Below are 20,664 nucleotides of genomic sequence, written 5' to 3'. Positions count from 1 at the left end.
CGATCAGACCTTCGCGGATTTGGCCACAGACGATTTGGGTGAAGACGATTTGGACTTCCCGGATTTCGCAAGGGCCGGGGTGTCGATCTGGCGGCAGGAGTCGCGCTTGATCAGCCGGGCACCGACACGGTATTCGCGGACGCCGTCATTGCCGTTGCCCTTGCTGTTTCCCTTGGCGTCCATGCGATGCAGCAGCCGGTCGACGGCGAGATTGGCAAGGTCCCGCGCGCCGTTGTCGACGATGCTGATGGCCGGGCGATGCCATTCGAACCAGGGCATGTCCTCGTAGCAGAGCAGCGAGAGATCCTGGGGAATCGCGATGTTCCGCTCCGCGGTGACGCGCAGCACGCCGAGCGTGGCTTCGTGATTGGCGACGAAGATCGCGCTCGGCGGGCGGGGGAGATCGAGCAGCTTGCGGGCACAGGTCGCGCCGGTCTCGGGCACGTAATGGCCGGCATGAATCAATGTGTCGTCCTTGGCAATCCCCGCCTCGCGCAGGGCGCGGACATAGCCGGAGAGCCGTTCGCGGCCCGACGTGGTGTCCTGCCGGCCGACGATCAGTCCGATGCGCCTGTGCCCGAGCTCGATCAGGTGACGCGTGCCCAGATAAGCGCCTTGCGGATCGTCGGCGAGCACGGTCTCGAGATCGGTCGCGTCATCGCGCCGCACCAGGCAGACGATGGGCACGTCCTTGGAGAGCGCCTTGAGCTGCGCGCCGTTCTTGCCTGTCGGCACCACGATCAGCCCGTCGATGCGATGGTCGACCAGCGTGGTGAGGGTGTCGCTCTCCTGCTGCGGATCGTCGCCGCCGATGCACAGAAGCATCTGATAGCCCAGCGCCTTCAGGCGTGCCTGCACCACTTCGGCCATCACCTGGAACGAGGCGTTGGTGAGATTGTGGACGAGAAGCGCTACGAGCCGCGATTGCCCGGTCTTCAATCCGCGCGCGATCGGGTTCGGCCGATAGCCGAGCTCGCGCGCGATGCGCACCAGGCGCTGCTGCGTACGTTCGCTGGTGAGGCCGGTTCCCGTCAGCGCTCGGGAAGCAGTGCTGACTGAAACACGGGCCGCCTGTGCCACATCTTTGAGCGTGACGCTCATCAAACCTGCCGATAGACTGCAAACGATTGCAGAAACGCTAAGAGCTTATTCCACACGGGGCAAGCTCAAAAAATGGATGGTGTTGCCCAATGCAGAGCCAGTTATGCAATCGATTGCAAAAAATATGCGGATATTCCGCAGGCGGCACCCATCGCCTGAATTCACTCGAGCGCCTGGCCGTACCCCGATGAAGACGTTCCGCGGCACCTACACCGTCATGATCACCCCGTTCACGGCAGCGGGCGAGGTCGATGTCGCGGCATTGCGCGCCTTCGTCGACTGGCAGATCGCGCAGGGTATTCACGGGCTGATCCCGCTCGGCTCGACCGGTGAGTTCCTGTCCATGGACGATGACGAGAAGGCGCTGGTTGCCGAGGTCGTCATTCGCCAAGCCGCGGGCCGGGTTCCCGTGCTGATCGGCACCGGCGCGGAGGATACGCGTGAGGTGGTGCGTCTTAGCCGCCGTGCCGAAAAACTGGGCGCTGACGGCGTGATGATCATCCCGCCGTTCTATTCGACGCCGACCGACGACGAGCTCGTCCATCACTACAAGACGGTTGCCGACGCGATCGCGCTGCCGATCATGGTCTACAACAATCCGGCAACCGCCAATGTCGATCTCAAGCCGCCGCTTGTGGAGCGGATCGCCGAGATCGACAACTGCCTCTACATCAAGGAGTCGACGCTGGAGGTGACGCGCGTGCGCGACATCATCCGCCTCTGCGGTGACAGGATGACCGTGTTCGGCGGCATCCTCGGCTTCGAATCCTTTGTCGAAGGCGCGCAAGGTTGGGTGGCCGTGGCCTCCAACGTGGTTCCGGCGGAGATGGCCCGGATCTTCAGCCTCGTCGCCGACCACGGCGCGATCAAGGAAGCGCGCGAGCTCTATCTCAAATACCTGCCGGTGATCGAATTCGTCGGCGGCCAGGCTTACGTTGCCGGCAGCAAGACATTGCTCAGCCATATGGGTTTTGCGGCCGGCAATCCGCGACCGCCGCGTTTGCCACTTCCGGCTGCGCAGGATGTGGCCGCACGCGCTCTGGTCGAGAGATTCGATCTCGCGTGGCGCGGCGCGCCGATTGCGGCTGCTTGAACTGGGGTGTGAACGGATGAACCTGCTCGATGGCGTCAAGATCCTCAGCTTCAACCACTATCTCGCGGGACCACTGGCCGCGCAGACGTTGGCCGATCTCGGCGCCGACGTCATCGCGGTCGAGCCGATCGAGGGTGCGTTTCAGCGCAACTGGGCGGTCGCCAATCACTTCGTTGCAGGCGACAGCGTCAATCATCTGGCGACCGGCCGCAACAAGCGCAGCCTCGCGGTCGATCTCAAGCATCCCGACGGCATTGCCGCGGTGAAGAAGCTGGTCGCGACCGCCGACGTCGTGATGGAGAACTTTCGGCCGGGCACTATGGCCAAGCTCGGTCTCGGCTACGACAAGCTCAAGGCGATCAACCCCGGCCTGATCTATGCGGTCGCGACCGGCTTCGGATCGGAGGGGCCGTACAAGGATCGTCCGGGCCAGGATCTTCTGCTCCAGGCAATGTCGGGTCTTGCGATGCGGACGGGGCGCGCGGACGGCGAGCCGACAGCGGTCGGCGCCGTCATCGTCGATCAGCATGCTGCCTCGCTCTATGCCATGAGCATTCTCGCGGCGCTGTTTGCACGAACGAAGACGGGAAAGGGCCAACTTGTCGAGGTCAACCTCTATCAGGCCGCACTCGATCTCCAGGTCGAGCCGCTGACCGCCTGGCTCAACGGCGCGCAGTCGCCGACACCGCGGGGTCCGGCCGGCATCGCGGCTTGGTTCAGCCCCGGTCCCTACGGCATTCACGCGACGGCCGACGGCCATCTCGCAATTTCCATGGCGTCGCCCAAGGCGCTCGCGGTCGCGCTCGAGAGCGAAGCGCTGAGGCAGTTCGGCGACACCGACAGTTTTTCGAAGCGCGAGGAGATCACCGGGATCGTTGCAGCACGGCTGAAGCAGAAGTCGACGGCAGATTGGTTGCCCTTGCTTGAAGCCGCGCGCATCTGGCACGCGCCGGTGCAGGACTATCGCGACCTCGAGTCCGATCCCCAGCTCAGGCACCTCGGTGTGTTCAAGAGCGCCGAGAGCGCAGGCGGGACGCCGATCCGGATGGTCGCGCATCCCGCGCGCTACGACGGCCGGACGCCTGAGGTGCGGCTGGTACCGCAGCGGCTGGGTGCGCAGACGCGGGAGGTGCTCGGCGAGATCGGCTACGACGCCGCGGAGATCGACGCGATGGTTGCCGGCAAGGCCGTCGGAGTGGCGCGATGATCGATTTTTCAATTCCCGAGGAGACGCGCCTCCTGGTCGAAACCGTTCGCCGCTTCGTCGAGACGGAGGTGCAGCCGCTCGAAGACGTCGTGGAGCAGACGGCCACGGTGCCAGCCGACGCGCTGGCGGTCACCAAGGCCAAGGCACAGAAGCTCGGCCTTTACGCCATGAACATGCCGGCGGATGTCGGCGGCGGCGGGCTAACTTGCGTCGAGCATTGCCTGGTCGAGGAGGAGTTCGGCAAGACCTCCGATGCCCTGATCCGCCGCGTGTTCGGCCAGGTCTATCCGATGCTGATGGCCTGCAAGGGCGATCAGGTCGAGCGCTATCTGCTGCCGACGGTGAAGGGCGACAAGATCTGCGCCATGGCGATCACCGAGCCGGGCGCCGGTTCCGACGCCGCGTCGATCAGCACGACCGCGCATCTCGTCGGCGACGAATGGGTGCTGAACGGCACCAAGCATTTCATCAGCGACGGCGATATCGCCGACTATGTGATCCTGATGGCGCTGACCGACAAGGACAAGCGTGCCCGCGGTGGCATCACTCTGTTCCTGGTTGATCGCGGCACACCCGGCTTCAAGGTCGCGCGCACCCAGCCGATGATGGGTCATCGCGGCTATGGCCATGCCGAGCTAATCTTCGAAGATTGCCGCATTCCGAGGGCGGCCGTGCTCGGTGAGGTCGGCGGCGGCTTCAAGCTGATCATGCAGAGCGTGCTCCAGATCCGGCTTGCCCATATCGGCGCGCGGGCCGTCGGCATGGCGCAGCGCGCGCTGGAGATGATGCGCAAGCACGCCGGCGAGCGGCGCCAGTTCGGCCAGCTGATCGGCGATTTCCAGATGGTGCAAAAGCTGATCGCCGACTCCGCCACCGAGATCTTCGGCGTGAAGATGATGGTGATGAACGCGGCCTGGGACATCGATCAGGGCAAGGATGCACGCGACAAGGTCTCGATGATCAAGGTCGCGGCGTCCGAGATGCAGGGCCGCGTGGTTGACCGCGCCATCCAGGTGTTCGGCGGCATGGGGTTCAGTAAGGACCTGCCGCTGGAGCGAATGTATCGCGACGCCCGCGTCACCCGCATCTATGACGGCACCTCCGAAATCCACCGCATGCTGGTTGCGCGCAGCACCATCAAGAACGGCTTGCAGCTCTAGGGAAGCGATCCATGTCTCACGCACCTCTCAAGCCCGGCGCCGCCTTCGCCTTCCGCAAGACCATGACGGTGGCCGAGCAGGCGATGTTCACCGGCATCAGCGGCAATCTCGGCGGTCTCTATGTCGACGCCGTTCGTGCCAGGAAAGCTGGCGCGTCGAACATGGTCGCCTTCGAGCTCGCCGTCGGCGGTCTCGCCACGACGTGCCTCAGCCAGCTCGGTGGACCGACACGGCGGATCGGCAGCATCGCGCTGAATTTTGCCGCGCCCGTGATCGTCGGCGAGTCCGTCGAGGCCAAGGCCGAGATCGTCTCGGTTGACGGCGACGACGCGGTCTGCCGCGTCACCTGCACGCTGTCGCCGTCTGGCGCCACCGTGGTGGACGGCACTGCAACGCTGGTTCCGTTCGCGAAGGGCTGAGCCATGTACGAGCCGAAATCCTTCGACGATCTCAAGGTGAATGACAGGGTAAGCCTGAGCAAGACCATCACCGAGGCGGATGGCGCGCTCTATATCGCCGCGACCGGCGATTTCGGCCCCGTTCATGTCGACGAGGTCTATGCTGGCGCGACGCGTTTTGGCCGCAGGCTGGCGCCGGGCATCATGGTCGCGGGCCTCTGCACCAGCATCCTCACCAGCGAGCTGGTCGGCACCATCGGCGTGTCGGTGGAGGACCGCTTCTGGTTCACCGGTCCCGTGTTCTACGGCGACACGCTCACCTTCGATGTCTGGATCGCCGAGCAGCACGACGAGACCCGCACCATCGTTTGGGAAGCGAGCGCGCGCAACGAGGGCGGCCTCGAAGTGCTGAAGGCACGCGCGAGCCTGAAATTTCCTCGGCGGAAACCGTCATGAGCAAGCCGATGAAGAAGCCAGACTTGCGCGGCGTCACGGTCGCGACCGTGCTGCCCTTCAGGGACGACAGCTCGATTGATTGGGACGGCTATGCCCGCGTGCTGGACTATTGCGCCTGCCCGGATGGCATCGCGGCGGTGTTCGTGAACGGACATGCCGGCGAGGGCGGATCGCTATCGGACGACGAGCGTCAGGCGGTGATTGAGCGGACACGTCGGCAGATCGGCGCCAAGCCGCTGCTAACAGGCATCATCGCGCATTCCACCGCGGAAGCCATCCATCAGGCGCAGCTTGCGGAAGCGGCCGGCGCCGATTGCGCCGTGTTGTTTCCGCCCGCGCCGCTCGGCGGCGGCGCCTCGGCGACCTCGCGCGCGCCGGTGGCTTTCGTGCGGGCTGTCAGCTCCGCGATCGGAATACCGGTCTCGATCTTCCAGTATCCGCTGGCGTCCGGGTTTGGCTATTCGCCCGAGACGCTGGCGAAGATCGCAGCCCTCGACAGCGTCATCGCCGTCAAGGAAGGCAGCGATACCATGCTGGCCTACGACGAGAACCGGCGGGCGGTGAGGCAGGCCGATCCCGCCGTCGCGATCCTGCCATCGAACTTCAACTGGTTCCTGCCCCAGCTCGCCGTCGGCGGTGACGGCATTCTCTCCGGCCTCGTCAGCCTCGCGCCGCATCTGTTCGCAGAGCTGTGGCAGGCCTCGCTTGCCGACGACCTCAAGGCGATGCGCGCCGTCAACGAGCGGCTCTATCCGATCGTCCGCGCCATCTACGGGCCTGCGCCGATCATGGACATGCACACCCGCATGAAGGTCGGGCTGAAGGCGCTTAGCCTGATCCGCAACGCCGATCCGCGGCCGCCGCTGCTCCCGGTTCTGCCTGCGCTGTGCGACGCCATCACAACCACGGTCGGCGCGGCGCGCGCGGCCGGCGATATCCGTCTGGCATGAGAAGCGAGCCGATGCCGGACGAAGCCTTCATCCATATCGTGCGGGTCGACATCGATCCCGAGCACGAGGCTGCGTTCAACGCCTGGTACGAGCAAAAGCATTTCCCTGATCTGCTCGCCTGTCCCGGCTGGTTCTCGGCGAAGCGCTTCGTCTCCATCGGCGACGGGCCGAAATACGCCGCGATGTATGAAGTCGCGGGGCGATGGGCATTCGAGACGCCGGAGTTCCTGAAGGTGAGGGGCTTTGGTCCGTTCGAATCCCTGGTGAAGAATTTCATGCGCATCCAGCTCAGGTCGATGTCGGGACCGGCTTGAGCAGATCGAAGACGATGCTGCCTGCCGGCTCACGAGATCCGGCCGGCCGCATCCAAGAAACGTCGAGGGGAATCCCGGGCGAGGAACTGCATCGGTCATTGGCGTCTTACTGGAGGTATCCATGGTCTCGACACTGCTTCGCCTGAGTGCTGTTGCCGCGCTCGTTCTCGCTTCCGCGTCCGCGCATGCGGCCTGTACGCCCGCGATCACCGACGACAATCTGATCGCGCCCGGCAAGTTGCAGCTCTCCATCAACCCGACCAATCCGCCGCAGCAATTCGTCGACAAGGACGGTCAGTTGCAGGGCCTCAATGTCGAGCTCGCCGCCGAGCTCGGCAAGCGGTTGTGTCTTGCCGTCGAACTCGTCCGGATGGATTTTCCGGCGATGATTCCCGCGCTCAATGCCGCCCGCATCGACGGCATCGATACCGGCATGTTCTGGACCGAGGAGCGCTCCAAGCTGATGTACATGGTGCCTTACGCCATCCAGGCGATTTCGGTCGTGGTGGCCCCCGACAGCGGCACAAAAATTGCTACCGAGAATGATCTGATCGGAAAATCATCCGCCGTCGAGGTCAGCAGCTACCAGATGAATTGGCTCAAGAAGCTCAGCGATGCCAGCGTTGCGAAAGGCGGGGCCGCCGTCGAGATGCGGACGTTTCCCACCGCGACCAACGTCGTCAGCGCGCTGCTTGCGGGACAGGTCGACAATGCGCTGCTGGTCGACAGCGTGGCACGCGATCTCGTCGGCCGTGGTCGCGTGAAGGAAGTCCTGAGCGGGCTCGGCACTGCCAGGACCACGCTTGGTTTCCGCAACAAGACGGTCGCCGATAGGGTCGTCAAGGCGCTCAACGCGATGCGGGCTGACGGGTTCTATCAGGCGCTGTTCGACAAGTTCGGCCTGACCGCCATGCCGGCCGACCAGCCGCTCGCGATCGCCGGCCCCGGTCCGGCCTGAACCTTACGGAGACGAGCCGATGAGCCATTTCAGTCCGACGGCCGCCGTCAGCTACTTCTTCAACTACTTCCTGATGAAAGGAGTTCTCGTCACCATCGGCTTGACGGTGGCGGCGGTGGTCGGCGGATTGATCCTCGGCATGGGCATCGCATTGCTGCGCATGTCGTCCAATCCGCTGCTCGCGGGGGCGGCGCGCTTCTACATCTGGTTCTTTCGTGGCACCCCGCTCCTGATCCAGCTCGTGGTGATCTACAGTGGCTTGCCGCAGCTCGGCATCAAGTTCAGCGTGATCACCTGCGCGCTCGTCGGCCTGATCCTCAATGAAGCGGCCTACCTCGCCGAGATCGTACGTAGCGGCTTCATGGCGGTGTCGGCCGGGCAACGCGAGGCCGCCTGGGCGCTCAGCCTATCGCCCTGGGTGACGTTTCGCCGCGTGACCCTGCCGCAGGCGTTCCGGCTGATGATCCCGCCGCTCGGCAACTCCATCAACTCGCTCCTGAAGGCGACCTCGCTTGCCTCCGTGATCTCGGTCGAGGAGCTCATGCGCCGCAGTGACATGCTGATGCAGGAGCATTTCCAGATCCTCGAAGTCTATGCGGCGGCAACGGCGTATTACCTGATCCTCACATCGGTCTGGGATGCGGTTCAGCGCCGGCTCGAGAAGCATTTCGGTCGATCGAGCGTTGCAAAATCCAGGAAGGTCGCGACGAGGGCGCCGGTCGCACAGGCGAGCGTGGAGGCCCGGGCATGAGCGAGATGTCGATGAATATTGCGAGTGGTGCCGAAGGTGCAGTGGCGCAACCGCAGCTCCGCGCGGTTCCCGCCGTTCGCATGGAGGCTGTCTACAAGCATTACGGAGACTTCACCGCGCTGGATCAGATCGATCTCAAGGTCGCCAAGGGCGAGAAGATCGTGGTCTGCGGTCCCTCCGGCTCGGGCAAGTCGACGCTCATCCGCTGCATCAATCACATCGAGAAACACGACGAGGGGCTGATCTACGTCAACGGCACCGAGCTCGATCGCCAGCGCAAAAACATCGACGCCGTCAGGCGCGACACCGGCATGGTGTTCCAGAGCTTCAATCTGTTCCCGCATATGACGGTGCTCGAGAACTGCATCCTGGCGCCGATGACGGTGAACGGCATGTCGGAGGCGGAGGCGAAGGATCTCGCCTTGCATCTTCTCACCAAGGTCCGGATCCCGGACCAGGTCGAGAAATTCCCCGGGCAGCTCTCGGGCGGCCAGCAACAGCGCGTCGCCATCGCACGCGCGCTGTGCATGCGCCCGAAGATCATGCTGTTCGACGAGCCGACCTCGGCGCTCGACCCCGAAATGGTCAAGGAGGTGCTGGAGACCATGAAGAAGCTGGCGGAAGAGGGCATGACCATGCTGTGCGTGACCCACGAGATGGGCTTTGCCCGCGAGGTCGCCGACCGCATCGTGTTCATGAACGAGGGCAAGGTGGTGGAGCAGGCCGCGCCGGAGGAGTTCTTCAACCATCCGAAGTCGGAGCGGGCGCGGACGTTCCTCGACCAGATCATTCACTGATCGGCCAAGATGCGGACATTCAGCGATCGCCTGCGCGGCATTCACGCCGCCACCATCGTGCCGATGACGCCCGATTTCGAGATCGACGAGGCGCAACTCGCGGAGCATCTCACGTCGGTTTCGTCTACACCCGGCATCAATGGACTCCTCGTCAACGGCCACGCCGGCGAGAATTTTGTGCTCTCGCTGGCCGAGAAGCGGCGCGTGGTGGAGCTGGCGCGCCGGCACGCGCCGAAGGACTTCCTGATCGTTTCCGGGGTCAATCACGAATCGAGCTTGGAGGCGGCGCGCGAGGCGGCTGCGCTGGAGCAGGCCGGCGCGGACGGGCTGCTGGTGTTTCCTCCCAACAGCTGGGCGCTCGGCCATGCCGACGACTGCGTGATCGAGCATCACCGCCGCATTCGCGATGCGACGGCCGCACCATTGATGCTCTACGCTGCGCCCGTCGGCGCCGGCGCGATGGCCTATGCGCCACCGCTGCTGGAACGGCTCGTGGCCGACCCTCGCTTCATCGCGATCAAGGAGGGGAGCTGGGAGGTCGCCACCTACGAACAGAATCTCAGACTGATCCGCAAGCTGCGCCCCCAATTCGTCGTGCTCGGCTCGGGCGACGAGCATCTGTTGACGAGCTATCTCGTCGGTTCGGCCGGCAGCCAGGTCAGCCTCGCCTGCGTCGTTCCGGAGCTGGTCGTGAGCCTCTGGACTGCGGCGGAAGCCGGCGATTGGGAGCGGGCGCGCGCCGCGCACGATGAGCTCTATCCGGTGGCGGCTGCGATCTATCGCGACCCGCCCGGAGGACGCGCGACCGTGCGGCTCAAGGCCTGCCTGAAACTGCTTGGGCGTCTGTCATGCGACGTGGCACGGCCACCGCAGCCGCCGGCCACGCCAGACGAGGTGCGGGCGCTCGAACAGGCGCTGCGGATCGCCGGCGCGCTCTAGGTGTGGTCTCTCAGGAGGTTGTCCATCTGGTCTGAACCGAGGAAGCTGAGGTTGCGAAGCTTCAGTGTTCCATGGAAAGACCAGATGAACGTACACAAGATTGCGCCTTTGACGCCCAAAGGTCGAGAGGCGATGGTGCGGAGCGTGGTCGAGGGCGGGTTGACCCAAGCCGCCGCGCGACCAGAAATACGTGGTGGACGATAGCAAGGCGGCCGCAACTCGATAGCCAAGATCGAGCTCAAGTACAGAAAAAACGATCAGGAACGCCGATGGTCGCGTCACCTTGAACAAGATCTGATGTCAGGCGGCATCTAACACGTTCGAAGGTCGGATAACGCTATTGATACGCGGATTCCACGGTGCGCAACTTGGAAGCCCTCTAACATGCTGAACTTGCGTGTTTAATCTTCAAGCCTGTAAGAGATGGAGGTCCGTGGGAAATTTGCGGACGTTGTATGCTTCGGGTTCATGATGTCCGACGTAGTGATTGCTCCGATTTCAGCGCTCATAGATGCGTATTACGGAGAGCTGCGATCTTACGCCTCCCGCAAGCTGCGTAATCCCGTTGCTGCCGAAGACGTGGTGCAGGAAGCGTGGTTGCGCTTTGCAAGCTCCGGTAACGACAAGATCGCCAATCCGCGCGCATATCTCTACCGGCTCGTCGGCAACCTCGTCATCGACCAGCAGCGCCGCGAGCAGACCCGCCTCGGTGCGGCCGTTCAGCCTTCCGATCATCTCGATGTGGTCGATGAGACGGCCGACACGGAGCGGCAGCTCATGGCGCGACAGCGGCTGGCGCTATTGACCAAGGCGGTTTTCGAGCTGCCGCCTCGGTGCCGCGATTGCTTCATCCTGCGGCGCTTCGACGACCTGGATCCTGACGAGATCGCCAAACGTATGGGAATCAGCCGGAATATGGTTGAAAAGCACCTTCGTCAGGCGCTCCTTCATTGTGCCAGGCGTCTGCGCGAAGGCGATTGATTTTTTCTCCCAGTCGACCTCCTCTGTTTTAGAATTGCTCCGTCATAGAGGGTGGCGGGGGACCGCCACGCTTAGGGCGCTGTTTTCATGGGACCGACGAATTATTCATGAATGAAGGAGAGAAGCCGACTGCCCTGGACGAGGCGGCGGAATGGTATGTCCGGCGGGACGCCAGGGCGCTCGATGCCGGCGAGGAGGCGTGCTTCCGCGCGTGGCTGACGCAGCCGGCCAATCGCGCTGCCTTCGAGGAAATCTCCGGCATCTGGGACGATCTTGGCCGCATTTCCCGTCCCGCGCTGAGCATGGGATCGCCGCGACGTGGTGGCGCGGGGGCGGTGCTTCGACGGCATCCGCCTCGATCCCCGATCCGCCGCTGGGCGCTCGCCGCCACCGCGGCCGTGATCGCGGCTGTCGCCGGCGGCTATGCGTTCGATCTTCCCGTGCGGCTCGAGGCAGATGCCATGACGACGACTGGCGAGGCGCGAACCGTGACGCTGGAGGACGGCAGCAGTGCCGTCTTGAACACCGCGAGCGCCATCGCCGTCGACTATTCGCGTGAGCGGCGGCGCATTCGTCTTTTGCGCGGCGAGGCCGTCTTCACCGTGGCCAAGGATGCCGCGCGCCCGTTCGTCGTCGCTGCGGCATCAGGCGAAGCGGTCGCGCGGGGCACGGTGTTCGCCGTCCGCAAGGAGGACGAAGCCGCCACGGTCACGGTGCTGGAAAGCCGGGTGGGCGTGTCCTATCCGGCAGCTGGCCGGCCTGCGGTCGAGCTTTCGCCGGGAGAGGCCGTCGGCTATTCGCGCCGTGGTCTCGGCGAGTTGCGGGCGGTCGATGCCGATGCGGCGACGGCCTGGCGGCGCGGCAAGCTGATCTTCGTCGATCGCCCGCTCGGCGAAGTGATCGCGGAGCTGAACCGCTATCATTCTGGACGGATTCAAATCATCGACGGCGCCATCGGCAGCCACCCGGTCAGCGGTGTCTTCGATACCAAAAATCCCCTGCAAGCGCTGGACGTTATCGAGCAGACACTCGGTCTGCACTCGACCCGGCTGAGCGGCCTGCTGATCCTCTTGCATCGCTGAGCGAGAAATCTTCGCTCAAACGACCTCCTCTTTTCCAAGGCTCCTGCGTCTCACTGTCGGAAGGCAACTGCACCGGCCCATGGCCACTGAGTTGCGACGGACAGGTGACGAGGGCGTGGTGTTGGGGACGGGTACGAGAATGAGAACCGGGATCGAGATTGCGTTCCTGGCGACGACGGCGATGTTTGCGGCGAGGCTGGCTTCGTCGCCAGCTATCGCGCAGACATCGAATGTGACGAGCGCCGCCGTTCGCACCTATGCCATTCCGGCCGGACCTCTCGCCTCGGCACTCAATCGCTTTGCCGACGTCTCGCAGCTCCAACTGGTTTACAGCGCCGCCGTCACGCGCGGACGCCAGACCGGCGGCATCGACGGTTCGTTCACGCCGCAGCAGGCGGTGGCACGCCTGCTGGCCGGCTCCGGTCTGTCCTATCGCTTCACCGGCGGCAACGCGGTCACGATCTTCGATCCCGCCAACGCGGATGCAGGCGCGCCGCCGCCATCCTCCGACGGCTCGCTTCTCCTCGACACCATCGACGTCACGGCCAAGCGGTCCGACGGCTTCACGCCCGATACGCCCTATGAGACGCCCGGTTCCGTCTCGCACATCTCGCGCGAGCAGATTGATCGCGTGCCGCCCACTTCCGCCGGTGACGTGTTCGTCAACACGCCGGGCGTCATTTCGGCGGGCAGCCACGTCGGCACCTCGATCAATCCCAATATCCGTGGTCTTCAGGGCATGGGACGCGTCGCGACCATGATCGACGGCGCGCGACAGACCACGAGCTCCTACCGCGGCTATATCGGAAATCGCGACGAGACCTATGTCGATCCCGACCTGATCGGCGGCATCGACATCTCCAAGGGGCCGAGCACCGGCGTCGGGGTCGGCGGTATCGCTGGCACAATTAATCTGCGCACGCTCGATGCTGGCGACATCGTCAAGGAGGGCCAGTCGTACGGCGTGCGCCTCAAGGGCAGCATCGGCACCAACGCTGTGACGGAACGCGCGCCGAGCTTCCTGTCCAGCACCACGGTCAACCCGGCAGCCGAGGGGCGTCCGTCTTTCTTCAACGGCGGCTCCCAGTCGGGCAGTGCGGCCGTTGCGGCGATCAAGGAGAATTACGAGTTCGTGGTCGCCTATTCGAAGCACGTCCAGGGCGACTATTTCGCCGGGACGGACGTGCCGGCCGGCATCACCTTCAAGCCGGCGACGAACGCCAATGCACTCATCGGCCCCGGACGGGAAGTCTTCAATACGTCGGAAAATACCGACTCGTTCCTGGCGAAGGGAAAGATGAAATGGGGTGACGGCCAGTCGCTCGAACTCGGCTATCTCTCCTACAACTCGCGCTATGGCGAGCTCGACGAACTCAGTTACCAGTTCGCGCTGAATTCGGGCATCCTGCAATATGGGCAGTTTCCGCTGTCGGAAACGCATGTCGACACCTACACGGCCAAGTACAAATTTCAGCCGTCGGACAATCCCCATGTGAACTTCCGGGCCAATCTCTGGCTGAGCGACGTGGCATCGGAACGCCATGGCCTGCTGCCCGGGCCCTCGGGGATGACAACTCTCGGCGGCGATACCGGCAACACGTCCGTGTTTGCCACGCCGCTCGGCCAGCTCACACTGGGACAACGGCGTGGAGTTCACGCGCGAGCACGCCACGGCGGAGCAGTTCGCGAGCTCGATTACCGGATCGGAAGGCTGGGAGACCAACGGCCCCTCGGGCGTGCGGCTGATGACCGGGACGTTCAGCAACGCAAGCCTGAAGCCGATGGACTGGCTGACGCTGTCGGCCGGACTGCGCTACGACCACTACAATTCCGAGGGAGAGGGATATCTCACCAAGTTTCCGGACCGCTCCGGCGGGCGCGCGAGTCCCAACGCTGGCATCACCATTTCGCCGGTTGAAGGCATTCAGTTCTACGGCCAGTACAAGGAAGGCTATCGCCCTCCGAGCCTGCGTGAATCGCACTGGCACTATCAGGGGCTGCTCTGGAACAACCCGAACCTGCAGCCCGAGATCTCCAAGAACTACGAAGGCGGCCTGAACATCCTGCGCAATGACGTCGTTCGCGCCGGTGACAAGCTTCGCGTCAAGCTATCCTATTTCGACAATCACTACGACGACTACATCGTCCGCTTCCAGATGGGGGACGAAGGCGTCACGGGCGATCACAAATATCAATGGTACAACATCGACGGCGCGAACTTCCGCGGCTTCGAGATCTCCGGCGGATACGACGCAGGCTCGCTCTTCCTCGAAGGCAACTACACCAAATACACGAAGATCGAATATTGCGAGACCGCGTCCACTTGCGCGCCGCCGCTCTCCACGGCGGTTGCCAGCGCCACGGGGGCGCTCAAGAACGACTACGCCGCAAACTATATCCCGCCGGAATATTCCGGAAGCGTCACAGCGGGCATCCGGCTGTTCGACCAGAAACTGACATTGGGTGCGCGGACGCAATTCTCCTCGGCGCGCTCGGGCAGCGTCTGGCCGCCATCCGGCACTGCGACGTTCACGTGGCCGTCGTACCGCGTGTATGACCTCTTCGGCAGCTACAAGATCGATGCCAATTCGATCGTGAACTTCAGCATCGAGAACATCACCGACCAGTATTATTTCGGTGCGCTCACCTCGATCGGCGTCCCGTCTCCGGGCCGCACGGCCCGCGTCAGCTACACGACGACGCTGGACGACACCAGCCCGCTGGTTCGCAAGCTCCCAGAAGCCAAACTGGGCAATGCCTCGCTCGGCGCCCCCGGGAGCGACTGGACCGGCGTCTATATCGGCGGGCATCTCGGCTACGGGCTGGGCAAGAGCCGGGGAATGACCGCGACCGGCAACGGAACGCCTGGCGCCGTCGCCGCGACGGAGTCGGCCAACGTCGACGTCTCCGATCTCACGAGGGGGTTCCAGGGCGGTTTCAACTATCAGTTCGCCAACCGCGTGGTGATCGGTGCCGAGGGCGAATTCTCCTGGACCAAGCTGAGGGCGACGCAGGGCGCGATCACAACCGAGTCGGCGCAGCTGGCGGCGGGCAGCTTCCTCCAGGCCAAGACCGACTACAGGTTCGACTGGACGGCATCCCTGCGCGCGCGGCTCGGCTACGCCTTCGATCGCACCTTGCTCTATGCGGTGGGCGGCGTTGCGTTCCTGAATGAGACCGAGACTCGCACGCAATATCTGGCGCAGTCCGGAGCGGTGCCCAGCACCCAGGTGAGGTTCATGGAGCAAGCCTCGGCGATCCGCCGCGGCTGGACCGTGGGCGCGGGCTTCGAGTACGCGCTGACCAGTCATTGGACGCTGAAGGGCGAGTATTCCTATGACCACTTCGGCAATCAGGATTTCCTTTTCCCGAGTGCCACCGCCGGCGCCATGGGTCCATCGACCGTGAGGGTCTGCGTTGTGTTTCTGCCGAACGGCACATGCCGGGTCTTCACCAACCGGACAGTTCCGGGCTCCTCTCAAACCACCAACGGACGCAAGGCGGAGAACGACCTCGACCTGCATGCAATCAAATTCGGCGTGAACTACCGCTTCTGACCGTGATGGTGAAGACATTGATCCGGATCGGCCTCGACATGACGAGCAAGCGAATGGGCCAAGTTTCGAAACGCGAGAATTCTGCGGCAACTCACCGCAGAAGTGAGGGCACGCCGGGTGGCGGCCGATACAGCAAGCAAGGAGACATCCTATGTCTGTCGAAATCAATCTGACCAACAACAGTCATGATCTCTTGGACTATTTCAAGAACACCTGGCAGGCGGACTTCGCCTACAACGGCAATGGCAGCTTTTACGATTCGTCCGCGGCACAGCCGTTTTCGCAATGGGGCGCGGGAACCAATGGCCACAGCGGGGTCGTCCTCGAGGGTGATCTCTACTACCCGATCGGGACTGGCGGCGGTCTCTCGTCGAGCAGCACGCTGGACAGCCTGGATTTCGGCCACGGCTATGCCGGCGGTTCGACCGGGCCGTTCAGCGTCACCTCCGATCTCCACATCGATCTCGGTGGCGCGGCTCCGGATGCCCTGTTCAACGAGGCGATTTACGCGATGTCTCATGGCGGCAATCTGCAGCAGACCACGCTGCCGGTCGCCCCGGGAGTAAGCGTTCCGTTCCGTGGTCTCTACGACTATTTCGCCGAGGTCGGCACCCATCAGGTCGGCACCACCGGCGATGACGTGCTCTACAGCTTCGCCGGCAACGATACGCTGACGGGCAACGGAGGCAACGACATCTATACCTTCGACCTGCACGGGCTCGGTACGTTGACCACCGATTTCACCAAGGTCGGCAACGACGTCGTCAGCGATTTCGCCGCCAGCAACGACTCTCTGATCTTCGGTCTTCAGAGCAGCGCTTACGACACCTATGCCGAGGTGCTCGGTGCGGCGACCCAGCAGGGCGCCAACACCGTGTTCGATTTCGGCTCGCTGGGCACCGTCACGCTCGACAACGTCAACAAGACGGATCTGGTCGGTGGCACCAACCTGTTTCTCGTCTAGGTCCGGAGCCTGATGTCGCTCTTCTCGAAACAGACACCGCCGCAGGCCATGCCTGCGGCGGTCGTCGCGCCGCTCAGGCGCGCTGCGGTCGGGCTCGCGTTCGTCAGCGGTGCCATCAACATGCTGATGCTGACGGCGCCGCTGTTCATGTTGCAGGTCTACGATCGCGTCCTGGCAAGCCGCAGCATTCCGACGCTGGTCGGTCTTGCCTGCCTGGCGCTCGGGCTCTACCTCTTCCAGGCGTTCTTGGACGTCGTCCGCGCTCGTATTCTTCTCCGGGTCGGCGAACGAATCGACCGGCAAATCTCGGCCAGGGTTCACGAAGCCATCATCCGGCTTCCGCTCGAGACGCGAACCGTCGGAGACGGCCTGCAGCCGCTTCGCGATCTCGACAATGTCCGAACCTTTCTCGGCACCCAGGCGCCGACCGCTCTGTTCGATCTGCCCTGGATGCCGCTCTACCTCGCGATCTGCTTTCTGTTTCACGTCTGGATCGGCGTGACGGCCCTGAGCGGCGCGCTCATACTGATGTCGCTCACCATTGCAACCGAGTGGCTCACCCGCGGCTCGCTGCGCGAGACCACCAGACAGGGGATGGAGCGCAACGCCCGGATGGATGCCGGCCGTCGAAACGCCGAAGTCGTCCGTGCCATGGGCATGAACGACGCGCTCGCCGCACGCTGGTCTGCCGTGAACGGCACGTACCTGATCTCCAACCGGCACACGGGCGACGTTGCGAGCGTCTTCAGCGCAAGCTCGCGCGCGATCAGGCAAATCCTCCAGTCGGCGATCCTGGGCGTCGGCGCGTATCTCGTCATCGGACAGGAGGTGACGGCCGGTGTAATGGTCGCGAGCTCGATCATGATGGGGCGCGCGCTTGCGCCGGTCGATCTTGCGATCGCCGGCTGGAAGCCTTTCATCGCGGCGAGACAAAGCTGGCGGCGGCTGTCGGATCTGCTGGTCCTCGTACCGTCGTCCTCTCCGGTTTTGGCGCTGTCCGCCCCCGCCGGGAGCCTGACGGCCGAAGCGCTCACCATCATTCCGCCGGGGAAGAAGACTCCGACAGTCACCGGCGTCAGCCTGAGCCTTTCGGCCGGCAGCGCCTTGGGGGTCATTGGGCCGAGCGGCAGTGGGAAATCGACGTTGATCCGCGCGCTGGTCGGCGTCTGGACGCCCGCTGTCGGGAGAATCCGGCTGGACGGGGCGTCGCTCGATCAATGGGACCGGCGTGCGCTCGGGAGCCATGTGGGCTACCTGCCTCAGGGCGTGGACCTGTTCGAAGGCACCATCAGTGAGAACATCGCCCGCTTCAGCGATAATCCGGATCCCGCTGTCGTCGTCGCTGCGGCGAGGTCTGCGGGCGCCCACGATCTGATTACCCGGTTCGAGCAGGGATATCAGACCAATATTGGGGAAAGCGGCTCCGCGCTTTCGGCCGGACAACGCCAGCGCATTGGGCTGGCCCGCGCGCTCTACGGTGATCCTTTCCTCGTGGTACTCGACGAGCCCAACGCCAACCTCGACGCCGACGGCGAACGGGCCGTGATCCAGGCCATCGCGGCGATCCGCGCGCGCGGGGGTATCGCGATCGTTGTCGCGCACCGCCCGAGCGCACTCGGCGCTGTCGACCATGTCCTGATGATGGAAGGTGGACGTTGCAAGGCGTTCGGTCCGCGCGATGCGGTGCTGTCGCACGTCCTGCGTCGCGGTTCCGGGGGGATGGCGGCGTCAGCCGACGGCGAGCCGCGCGCAGGCGCACTCATGCCGCTTCGTGTCGTGGCGGGCTCCACCGAAACGCTTGAACGAGCCGACGAGAGCGACAATGCCGAACGATGATGTCGTGGAGATATCAGGCGTGATCAGGCGCCAGTTCCTGCTGGGCGGTATCGCCTGCCTCGTGCTGTTCGCCGGATTTGGCGGATGGGCGACGGCGACAAAACTCGCTGGTGCCGTCATGGCCGACGGCACCTTCGTCGTCGAGACCTACGTGAAGAGCGTGCAGCATCCGACCGGCGGCGTGGTCGGTGAATTGCTGGTGCGCGAGGGGCAGCGCGTCAACCGCGGCGACGTCCTGATCCGGCTCGATGCGACGCAGGTGAAAGCCAATCTCGCCATCGTCAGCAAGCGCCTCGATGAGCTGACCGCGCGCGAGGCCCGGCTCGAGGCCGAGCGCGATGACCAGGAGGCGATCGTGTTTCCGCCGATGCTCGTGGCGCGGGCCGACCTCGCCGAGGTGGGACGTGTCATGCAGGGCGAGAAGAACCTGTTCCTGTCCCGTCGTGCAACCCGGGACAGCAAGAAGGCGCAACTGAGGGAACGCGTTGCGGAGTACGAGCATCAGATTGACGGCCTGAGGACGCAACAATCGGCATTCGAACGCGGCCTCGAGGTTCGCCGGCGGGAGATGACCAGCCTGCGCGATCTGTTGCAGCGTGGGATCACGACCGTCCAGCGTCTGAACGAGCTGGAGCGGGACGAGGCGACGCTGGATGCCTATCGTGGCCAGGTGGTTGCGGGGCAAGCGCAGGCAGCGGGCAGCATCGCCGAGGCCAGATTGCAGATCCTCCAGGTCGATCATGACCTCAAGGCCGAGGTCACGCGCGATTTGCGCGATACGCAGGCCCAGATCGGCGAGTTCTCGGAGCGCAAGATCGCCGCCGAGGATCAACTGCGCCGCATCGACATGATCGCGCCGCAGGACGGATGGGTGCATAACCTCACCGTTCATACGGTCGGCGGCGTCGTACCTCCGAGAGAAACCGTCATGGAGGTCGTTCCCGACGAAGACCGCCTGACGCTCGAGGCGCACATCGCGCCGAGGAACATCCACGATGTCCGTCTCGGGCAGCAGGCAAGTCTGCGCCTGACCGCCTTCAACCTGCGCACGACCCCGCAGATCGAGGGAACGGTGAGCCGCGTTGGCGCCGACCTCACGCAGGACCAGCGGACCGGAACGTCCTTCTATGTCATCCGCATCTCCATTCCGCCGGAGCAGCTGGCCCGGATTGCCGAGCTGAAGCTCGTTCCGGGAATGCCGGCCGAAGCGTTCATTCAGACCGGCGAGCGCACGGCACTGTCATACCTCGTCAAGCCGCTTTCGGATCAGATCAATCGCGCCTTCAGGGAGAACTAGCGAACATGAGCACTGCCGACATTGACACGACGCTCGAGACCAGCCGGGCCAGACGTCTGAAGGCCGAAACCGAGGGGCAGCACAACAGTCTCGATGAATCGATCATGGCGCGAAACCCTTTCGCCAGCCGCGAAAGCTATGGCCGCTTCCTCAACGTGCAGCATGAATTCCATCGGATGATCGACGCGCTCTATTCTAGTCCCGAACTCGGTCGATTGTTGCCCGATCTCGCAAGCCGGCGGCGGCTTGGATTGATCGCACAGGATCTGAACGATCTGGGCATCGCGCCAATCGTCAACCGCGACGTGGCCGAATTCGGTCGCGCAGACACCGACATCGATAGGCCGACGGCGCTCGGCTGGCTCTATGTCGCGGAAGGCTCGAATCTCGGCGCGGCATTCCTGCTCAAGGCAGCCGGAAAACTTGGGCTGTCGGAGTCCTTTGGTGCGCGCCATCTGGCGGCCGCTCCGGAGGGGCGTGCCTTGCATTGGAGGAAGTTCACGGGTGCGCTCGATGCCGTGAAACTCTCCGGTCCCGAGGAGGAACGTGCCGTCGCCGGAGCGCGAGCTGCCTTCTCCCGCGTGCAGGGGCTGGTGTCCGACCTGCTGAGACCGACGGCGGAGAAATGACGGTGAGCATGTCGATGGCCGTCGCACGTCTATCCGAAGCAAGCCTCTTTGGAGTATGTGGCGGCCGTCGTCCCGCCGATGGATTCGCCGCGAAGAGCTTTCCTCCGCATGAGGATGGGCAAGCCGCCAGCCAGCGAAAACTGATCGTTTCAGAAGCTAGCCAGCCAGCGGGGCGCATCATCTGCCAAGCGGTG

General features: G+C 64.1%; 19 protein-coding genes and 1 pseudogene. 19 read left to right on the top strand and 1 reads right to left on the bottom strand.

Features of this window, described 5'->3' with window-relative positions:
* Nucleotides 1-3 precede the first annotated feature (3 nt).
* Nucleotides 4-1,101 (bottom strand): LacI family DNA-binding transcriptional regulator, encoded by a 1,098-nt coding sequence (locus tag ACVIIV_RS29865; protein WP_456747358.1) that lies wholly within the window; start codon nt 1,099-1,101, stop codon nt 4-6.
* Nucleotides 1,102-1,288: 187 nt separating this feature from the next.
* Between ACVIIV_RS29865 and dapA the strand changes: the two genes are divergently transcribed.
* The 19 genes and pseudogenes from dapA to ACVIIV_RS29770 all read left to right on the top strand — a co-directional run bounded on the left by dapA (nt 1,289) and on the right by ACVIIV_RS29770 (nt 20,470).
* Complete coding sequence (dapA, locus tag ACVIIV_RS29860) at nt 1,289-2,194, top strand: 4-hydroxy-tetrahydrodipicolinate synthase (protein ID WP_456747357.1); 906 nt, start codon at nt 1,289-1,291, stop codon at nt 2,192-2,194.
* Between the two features lie 16 nt (nt 2,195-2,210).
* A complete protein-coding gene (locus ACVIIV_RS29855; protein ID WP_456747356.1) occupies nt 2,211-3,401 on the top strand; it encodes a CaiB/BaiF CoA transferase family protein in 1,191 nt (396 codons plus the stop codon).
* The gene (locus tag ACVIIV_RS29850; protein ID WP_456747355.1) at nt 3,398-4,561 is read left to right on the top strand and encodes an acyl-CoA dehydrogenase family protein; all 1,164 of its coding nucleotides are present in this window, start codon (nt 3,398-3,400) and stop codon (nt 4,559-4,561) included. The genes ACVIIV_RS29855 and ACVIIV_RS29850 overlap by 4 nt, the downstream gene beginning before the upstream one ends.
* Before the next feature lie 11 nt (nt 4,562-4,572).
* Nucleotides 4,573-4,980: a MaoC/PaaZ C-terminal domain-containing protein gene (locus ACVIIV_RS29845; RefSeq protein WP_456747354.1), complete on the top strand. Its 408-nt coding sequence runs from the start codon at nt 4,573-4,575 to the stop codon at nt 4,978-4,980.
* A 3-nt stretch (nt 4,981-4,983) separates the two neighbouring features.
* Entirely contained in the window at nt 4,984-5,415 is a 432-nt protein-coding gene (locus ACVIIV_RS29840) for a MaoC family dehydratase (RefSeq protein ID WP_456747353.1), read from the top strand.
* Nucleotides 5,412-6,365 (top strand): dihydrodipicolinate synthase family protein, encoded by a 954-nt coding sequence (locus ACVIIV_RS29835; RefSeq protein WP_456747352.1) that lies wholly within the window; start codon nt 5,412-5,414, stop codon nt 6,363-6,365. The genes ACVIIV_RS29840 and ACVIIV_RS29835 overlap by 4 nt, the downstream gene beginning before the upstream one ends.
* Before the next feature lie 11 nt (nt 6,366-6,376).
* Nucleotides 6,377-6,679 (top strand): hypothetical protein, encoded by a 303-nt coding sequence (locus ACVIIV_RS29830; protein WP_456747351.1) that lies wholly within the window; start codon nt 6,377-6,379, stop codon nt 6,677-6,679.
* A gap of 121 nt (nt 6,680-6,800) precedes the next feature.
* Complete coding sequence (locus tag ACVIIV_RS29825) at nt 6,801-7,637, top strand: ABC transporter substrate-binding protein (protein ID WP_456747350.1); 837 nt, start codon at nt 6,801-6,803, stop codon at nt 7,635-7,637.
* A 19-nt stretch (nt 7,638-7,656) separates the two neighbouring features.
* Nucleotides 7,657-8,388 (top strand): amino acid ABC transporter permease, encoded by a 732-nt coding sequence (locus ACVIIV_RS29820; RefSeq protein WP_456747349.1) that lies wholly within the window; start codon nt 7,657-7,659, stop codon nt 8,386-8,388.
* The gene (locus tag ACVIIV_RS29815; protein ID WP_456747348.1) at nt 8,385-9,185 is read left to right on the top strand and encodes an amino acid ABC transporter ATP-binding protein; all 801 of its coding nucleotides are present in this window, start codon (nt 8,385-8,387) and stop codon (nt 9,183-9,185) included. Before ACVIIV_RS29820 ends, ACVIIV_RS29815 begins: the two co-directional genes overlap by 4 nt.
* A 9-nt stretch (nt 9,186-9,194) precedes the next feature.
* A complete protein-coding gene (locus ACVIIV_RS29810; RefSeq protein ID WP_456747347.1) occupies nt 9,195-10,124 on the top strand; it encodes a dihydrodipicolinate synthase family protein in 930 nt (309 codons plus the stop codon).
* Nucleotides 10,125-10,592: 468 nt separating this feature from the next.
* Entirely contained in the window at nt 10,593-11,105 is a 513-nt protein-coding gene (locus ACVIIV_RS29805; RefSeq protein WP_456747346.1) for a sigma-70 family RNA polymerase sigma factor, read from the top strand.
* Between the two features lie 107 nt (nt 11,106-11,212).
* Nucleotides 11,213-12,187, top strand: a complete 975-nt coding sequence (locus ACVIIV_RS29800; protein WP_456747345.1) for a FecR family protein — start codon at nt 11,213-11,215, stop codon at nt 12,185-12,187.
* Between the two features lie 79 nt (nt 12,188-12,266).
* Nucleotides 12,267-13,079: pseudogene (locus ACVIIV_RS29795) on the top strand (TonB-dependent receptor); the annotation flags it as partial.
* Between the two features lie 754 nt (nt 13,080-13,833).
* The gene (locus ACVIIV_RS29790) at nt 13,834-15,744 is read left to right on the top strand and encodes a TonB-dependent receptor domain-containing protein (protein WP_456747344.1); all 1,911 of its coding nucleotides are present in this window, start codon (nt 13,834-13,836) and stop codon (nt 15,742-15,744) included.
* A 151-nt stretch (nt 15,745-15,895) separates the two neighbouring features.
* Nucleotides 15,896-16,708 (top strand): hemolysin, encoded by an 813-nt coding sequence (locus ACVIIV_RS29785; protein ID WP_456747343.1) that lies wholly within the window; start codon nt 15,896-15,898, stop codon nt 16,706-16,708.
* A 12-nt stretch (nt 16,709-16,720) separates the two neighbouring features.
* Nucleotides 16,721-18,544: a type I secretion system permease/ATPase gene (locus ACVIIV_RS29780; RefSeq protein ID WP_456747342.1), complete on the top strand. Its 1,824-nt coding sequence runs from the start codon at nt 16,721-16,723 to the stop codon at nt 18,542-18,544.
* Nucleotides 18,531-19,841 carry an HlyD family type I secretion periplasmic adaptor subunit gene (locus ACVIIV_RS29775; RefSeq protein ID WP_456747341.1) on the top strand — a complete coding sequence of 437 codons (1,311 nt, stop codon included), beginning with the start codon at nt 18,531-18,533 and terminating at the stop codon, nt 19,839-19,841. The genes ACVIIV_RS29780 and ACVIIV_RS29775 overlap by 14 nt, the downstream gene beginning before the upstream one ends.
* Before the next feature lie 5 nt (nt 19,842-19,846).
* On the top strand, nt 19,847-20,470 hold the full coding sequence (locus ACVIIV_RS29770; protein ID WP_456747340.1) for a biliverdin-producing heme oxygenase: 624 nt from the start codon (nt 19,847-19,849) through the stop codon (nt 20,468-20,470).
* The last annotated feature ends 194 nt before the right edge of the window (nt 20,471-20,664 follow it).

The sequence above is a fragment of the Bradyrhizobium sp. USDA 4354 genome (genome assembly GCF_054060315.1).
Note: the sequence above shows the minus strand (reverse complement) of the source record. Positions and strands in the feature narration are given on the sequence as shown.